The organism is Pseudomonadota bacterium, from assembly GCA_034660915.1.
Classification (GTDB): Bacteria; Desulfobacterota; Anaeroferrophillalia; order Anaeroferrophillales; family Anaeroferrophillaceae; genus DQWO01.
In genome coordinates this window covers 78,756-84,883 of record JAYEKE010000093.1, presented here as the reverse complement: position 1 = coordinate 84,883, position 6,128 = coordinate 78,756, and the positions used below count along the sequence as shown (strand labels likewise).

At 49.0% G+C, this 6,128-nt stretch carries 5 protein-coding genes; all 5 read left to right on the top strand.

Going from position 1 to position 6,128, the window contains the following annotated elements:
* On the top strand, positions 1 to 916 hold a 916-nt coding region (locus tag U9P07_05860; GenBank protein ID MEA2108927.1), incomplete at its 5' end, for a helicase.
* 3 nt (positions 917 to 919) lie between these two features.
* Entirely contained in the window at positions 920 to 1,300 is a 381-nt protein-coding gene (locus U9P07_05855; GenBank protein MEA2108926.1) for a four helix bundle protein, read from the top strand.
* A complete protein-coding gene (pglZ, locus tag U9P07_05850) occupies positions 1,297 to 3,354 on the top strand; it encodes a BREX-3 system phosphatase PglZ (GenBank protein MEA2108925.1) in 2,058 nt (685 codons plus the stop codon). The genes U9P07_05855 and pglZ overlap by 4 nt, the downstream gene beginning before the upstream one ends.
* Entirely contained in the window at positions 3,351 to 4,106 is a 756-nt protein-coding gene (locus tag U9P07_05845) for a hypothetical protein (protein MEA2108924.1), read from the top strand. Before pglZ ends, U9P07_05845 begins: the two co-directional genes overlap by 4 nt.
* 443 nt (positions 4,107 to 4,549) lie before the next feature.
* Positions 4,550 to 6,128, top strand: a 1,579-nt coding sequence (locus U9P07_05840; protein MEA2108923.1) for an AMP-binding protein, incomplete at its 3' end; no start/stop codon positions are given.

Sequence of the window (6,128 nt, the reverse complement as noted above, 5' to 3'; positions counted from 1 at the left end):
TACGGTTGTTACCCAGATCCACGACCAGGCAAAGGAATCTCAGAAAAGCTCTTCGGTACTCGGAACAGTCGGGGAACTGGAACCCGGCGAAGCACAACGTCTGATGGCCCACCCTCTGCCGCATTGGATCGAAGCCATGACTACGTCATATCTTCAATCCAGAAGTGATGAGTTATGGGTGATGAGTAATGAGGATGGAAAGAAAAAGGCCGATGCTGAGATTGTCGAGAAAGACGGGTCATCTACAATTTGGCGTTTAACATGGCCAGATGGCGTTGTTCAAAAAGGTTCTTTTACCCGGCACTCATCACTCAGCCCTCATTACTCAAAACTCGGGCTCGAAGAGCCCCGCATTCGCGGCCTGGCGATGAGTTTGCCACGGGTGGCAAAGGGACAGCCGATACCATCTATCCTTATTCCGGGAGTCACGGATGAAGTTACAGGTTTCTGGTCGCTCTGGGGAATCACCATCCACACGGATGACTGGAATCAACGGCGGATTTTGGCTGTTTTCCTGCACGATGACGACCGGGTGCTTATGCCTACCGCACGCCATATCTGGAATCAATTGCTGACGGTTTCTCCAAAGATTCAAGGGCATCTCGTGGGCGATCCTGCGTATGACGCATTTGATCGGGTCGAGGAAGTTGCGGAAAGCCAAGGAAAGACAATCTACGACGAGCTTGCCCAGACACACGGAGAACGTCTGACCCGTGAACGTGACAAGGGCGCGTATGCCTTTGCCGCACGGCGTAGAGCTGTGGAACGTATCGGGCTGCCGCAAGTTCGGGATCACCGACTGGCCATTCTGGAGCGGGAGGAGCGCGAATGGTTTGGACAACTGGAACGTAGAGCTCAAATTATCCCGGAAATGGTGCCGGTTATGATAATCAGAGTGATGAGTGATGAGGACTGAGTGATGAGTGAAAAGATCGAAAAATTTGAGGACCTGATTGCGTGGCAGAAAGCACGTATGCTGACGCGGGAAATTTATAAAATTACTCGCCATGATGATTTTGCAAAAGACTTTGGTCTACGAAATCAAATACAACGAGCTGCTGTTTCAATTATGTCAAATATTGCTGAAGGGTTTGAACGATACAATCCTAATGAATTTCATCAATTTCTTTCTATTTCTAAGGCATCGTGTGCCGAGGTACGTTCTCAACTATATGTGGTCTTGGATGTCGGTTATTTGGACACCCATCAGTTCAGTTCATTATTGGATTTGGTGAAAGAAACGGGCAGAATCATTGGTGGCCTCAGAGTTTCCGTAGAGAAAAGACGAACGACCAGATGACAGAAAACTCAGCACTCATAACCCATCCCTCATCACTGCCCGAAGAATCTTGGCGAAGCCAAGTTCTTCGGGAGTTCACTCCCCAGGTTGCCCACCTGACGCTGGTGGCTGATCAGGATGGCCTTCTTTTGGAAGAAGGTATTCTGCACGGGATTCGTGAGCGGGGTTTCGAGCTGATCCCTTTCGAGGATCATGTCGCATTTCGCTATGCCTACGAATCTAAATTCCGTTCTCGATGGGATCAAGGTAAGCAAACTGATTTGGTTGTTATCCTGCATGCCGGAATTGATAATCTCGTTTTCCTGCCTTACGATCTACTGCAAGCCGGTAGAAAGCTTCATTTCAATCTTGGGGAGATATTCCCTGCCCTGAGTTATCCGGTCGTAACAGCCTTGGATCGTGGGGACTTTGATGCACTCTACGAAGCCCAAAAGCGATATGCGCCCGGTGTTCTGGGCGATAATGCCACCAAGGAATTCATCCTGAGACATGTATTTGAGATTGCGCCTGAACTCGTCAAAAAGCCTTCTGATCTGCTCCGCATGTTACTCCGCCGTCATTACCGTGAACAGCGTATCCCGACAATTCTGGACAAACACTTTATTCAATTAGTCCGTCAGCATAATAGCTTTAATGACTGGCCGCTTGAGACGATCATCCCGGATCGGGAGGCATTTTTCACCTTCCTCCAGGAACGTTGGCCCATTTTTATTGACAATTATGCGGCCAAAGAATTGCGAGGCGCTGTACGCGAAGTCAGGGAGCCTGAATTGCACTCCGCATTGAGCACACCTCATTATTTACCCTTCGATCACGATGATATTCGTATTTATATCGACAATTTGTTTATCGAAGGATTACTTCAAGCGGTTCCCGCAAAACTCCCCGAATCTTTGTCAAAGAGCTGGCTTGCCATCGGCATCCGCACCGATAAACAGGCGAATCGGACGCGACGACTGGACGGCCTTCTTGATAACATGGAATCTGACATTCCGAAAGAGGACTCGCGGTATGACAACTGGTTCCGTTTTGCCAGGACCTGGGCCGAGCTTGTCGCCCTGGCTTTGGAATCTGGCACCGTATTGTCTGAAGCAACACGACAAAAGATAACGACTCTGCAGACTCAAATCGATACTGCGTTTGTAGCTTGGTTGAAAAAGCGCTATGCGGGACTGATAAATCTGCCTCCGGTTCCACCGGTCATGCTCCATCACATCCCTCGTTTTCTCGCCCGATACATCAACGATGCCAGGGAACACAAAGTTGCATTCATTCTGGTGGACGGTCTTGCGATGGATCAGTGGATTGTCTTGCGTAAGGAGCTCGCCGAACAACGCCCCGGATATCGCTTCCGAGAAAACGCGGTTTTTGCCTGGATACCTACGATCACATCTGTTTCCCGGCAGGCAGCCTTTGCCGGTAAGCCGCCTATTTACTTCCCCGCGAGTATCCATACCACGAACAAGGAACAATATCTGTGGACGCAGTTCTGGGCGGATCAGGGACTGACAGGGCCTGCTGCAGCCTACGCCAGGGGCCTTGGAGACGGTGACATCGACAAGGTTCGCGAGATTATATCACATCCACAGATTCGTGTTGCCGGGATTGTTGTCGACAAGGTCGACAAGATTATGCACGGCATGGAACTGGGTGCCGCCGGTATGCTCAACCAGGTGCACCAATGGGCAATGCAGGGTTTTATGTCCGAACTTATTGACACTCTTCTCGACCAGGGCTTTCAGATTTTCTTGAGCTCCGACCATGGCAACATCGAGGCAAAAGGTTGTGGGCGACCGGCTGAAGGTGCGGTCGCGGATGTACGGGGCGAACGCGTTCGCGTGTATCCGGATGACCTGTTGCGGGCAGCGGTCAAGGAACGTTTTCCTGATGCCATAGAATGGCCGTCGCTTGGCCTGCCGGATGATTATCGCGCCTTACTGGCTCCACATCGAAAGGCGTTCATTCGGAAAAGCGAAACCATCGTTGGCCACGGCGGAATTTCTATCGAAGAGCTGATTGTCCCTCTGATTCAAATTGAACGGAGGGAGACATGAATAATCGTCAGAAACAGATTGGCTTCAGCCAGCGCATTCGTCTCGAATGGCTCCAATATACTGCCAATCTGGTTTTGGCCGGAAATGACCATCGTGCGGTCAACAGTTTGCTACAGGAACTGTTGAAAGATAAGATTTCCATCGGTGGAAAGGCCGTACGTGGCAACAAAGAGAAGGCCATTACTATTTTGATGAAGATTTGGCTCAATACTCCGGGCAAACTTGAAGCCGTTCGTGACGACGGGCTTGAGCTGTTAAAATCTCTTCCTCCAAAAGACCAGATTGCCGTACATTGGGGTATGACCATGGCTATCTATCCTTTTTGGGGGGATGTTGCCGGACAAACCGGACGTCTGCTTCGGCTTCAAGAGGGTGTAGCTGCAAGCCAGATACAGCGGCGGGTCCGCGAGCAATATGGAGAACGAGAAACTGTTTCAAGAGCGGCGCGGCGCGTCATCCGGTCTTTCATCGATTGGGAAGTTTTAAACGAGACCAAAAAGAAGGGCATCTACAGCCAGGGGCTCACATACTCCATAGACGATCCCAGACTTATCTCCTGGCTTATTGAAGCTTCCCTGTACGCGCGCTCCAACGGTTCTGCCGCGATCAAGGACCTGCTTGACAGCACAAGCCTTTTCCCCTTTCGCCTCATGCATGTGCCAGCGGAACACCTGGTTCCCATGTCACCACGCCTGGACCTGTTACGCCATGGCCTGGATGACGATTTGGTGATGTTGCGGAAGACGGAATAGAATTACATCCCAGACTGTGGGCAGTGACAGCCGTTATTGACTTTTGTAAATGTGTAATTCCTACAGTAATGGGTTTTTCTTGACATATGGTAAAGCAACATATTATGAAATATTAAAAATATATTCTGAATTCCCAGATTGGGAATATGATAGCTGGTGCCGGTTATGTCACGTTCTCAATCTGTGGTGAAAATTGACCTGCCACCAGGTGAAGATGAATTCACTTTATTGGCCTTCAGCCTAATGTGCAGTTATAGCTCGGTTGGCCGAATCTTTGAAATTGTACTTCCTGTCTATTCATCGGTTTGTTTAACATGGATGATGTTTTGCCGATAAGAAGTTCTATTGTATATGGCACGATTATTGCATTTTGTGCTTTGCTTAAGATAAGTATTTATGTAGCTGACTCATTTAATTTTTTAAGAACAAGGAGTATGTAAACAATGAATTATGCCAACTATGCCTGCCTGCATGCCCATAACCTGCCGGAAAAAATCTGTTTAATTGAGCGTACCCCGGCGACCGGTGAGCGGCGAACCTTTACCTGGAAGGAATTTAATCAGTCGATTAACCGGGTCGCCAACTATCTCAATAAAGAGCTTGGTATCAAACAAGGCGATTATGTAATGCACCTGCAGAATAACAGTCTTGAATGGCTGGTCAGCTACTATGCTATCATCAAGCTCGGGGCTGTCGTGGTACCGCTTAATTTTCGTTTTGTCGGAAATGATATTAAGTTTGCGGCCGAAGTTTCAAACCCCAAGGCTTTTATTTTTGGTTCCGAGTTTCTGCCGGTGGTGGAACCGGTTCGGGAAGAGTTGACAACGGTCAAGCATTTTATCTGTGTCGGCGAGAAGCTTGGCGAGAAGATGGTTGATTTTCGCGACTTGGCTGCATATGATGATATATCTGAGGCCCTGGTTGAGGTTGAGAGTGAGGCTGATCTGGCGATGATGTTCACCTCCGGAACTACCGGAAAGCCGAAACCGGTGCTCCACAGTCACTTCTCCCTGAACAATACCGCTATTGGTAACGGTATGAGCTATTTTGTCGAAAAGAATGATAACTATCTTTTCTTTTTACCCCTCTACCACAGTGGGACAATGTTTCTCTGGGCTCCTTTTTATGCCACTGGAGCCACCGGAACGATTCTGCGTGATTTAAAAGACCCCAAATGGATTATCGAAGCCCTGGCTGAAGAAAAGGCTACCGATGTTCTTTTTGTTGTGCCGATCGCGGTAGCTATTCTTAATGCCATCGATAAAGGAGATATCAAGTTGGAAGATTATGATCTCTCGGCTTGGAAATATATGGAGATCGGGGCTCAGCCGGTGCCTTTTGAGGTGATGAAACGGTTGGTAGATATTCTGCCTTGCGGGGTTTCCAATATCTACGGTATTACCGAAGGTGGCGGGGGAGGCAGCTTCAATCTCTATCCCGAGGAAGTTCTGGAACGCCCCGGCTCTATCGGCAAACCGACTTTCGGGGTTGATGCCCGGCTGGTGGATTTTGAAGGCAAGGAGGTTGGACCGGAAAAGGTTGGCGAGTTGATTTTCAAGACTCCCCGGATGATGAAGGGCTATTTTGGTAATCCTGAGATGACCTCTGAGAGCCTGAAGGATGGCTGGCTTCATACCGGCGATCTTTTGAAGACCGATGCCGATGGTTACTACTATATTGTCGATCGTAAGAAAGATATGATTACCAGTGGTGGTGAAAATATCTTTCCGGTGGAGATTGAAGACGCTTTGATGGAACATTCCGATATTGATGATGTCGCCTGTATCGGGTCTCCGGACGAGCGTCTGGTTGAGGTGGTCATGGCCATTATCCAGCTTAAAGAGGGGTGCAGCATGACCGAGGAAGAGCTGCTTGAATTTGCCAAAACCCGGATTGCAACCTATAAACTGCCTCGGGTTGTGAAGTTTGATCAAGTGATGCGCAACCCGACCGGTAAATTGATGAAACCCCAGATGCGGGAGAAATACACCGGACGTAAAGAGGCGTTTCAAAGCTTGGTCT

Excerpts from the sequence above, each read along its gene's own strand:
- pglZ (MEA2108925.1), top strand. The coding sequence starts at position 1,297 with ATGACAGAAAACTCAGCACTCATAACCCATCCCTCATCACTGCCCGAA.
- U9P07_05855 (MEA2108926.1), top strand. The coding sequence starts at position 920 with ATGAGTGAAAAGATCGAAAAATTTGAGGACCTGATTGCGTGGCAGAAA.
- U9P07_05845 (MEA2108924.1), top strand. The coding sequence starts at position 3,351 with ATGAATAATCGTCAGAAACAGATTGGCTTCAGCCAGCGCATTCGTCTC.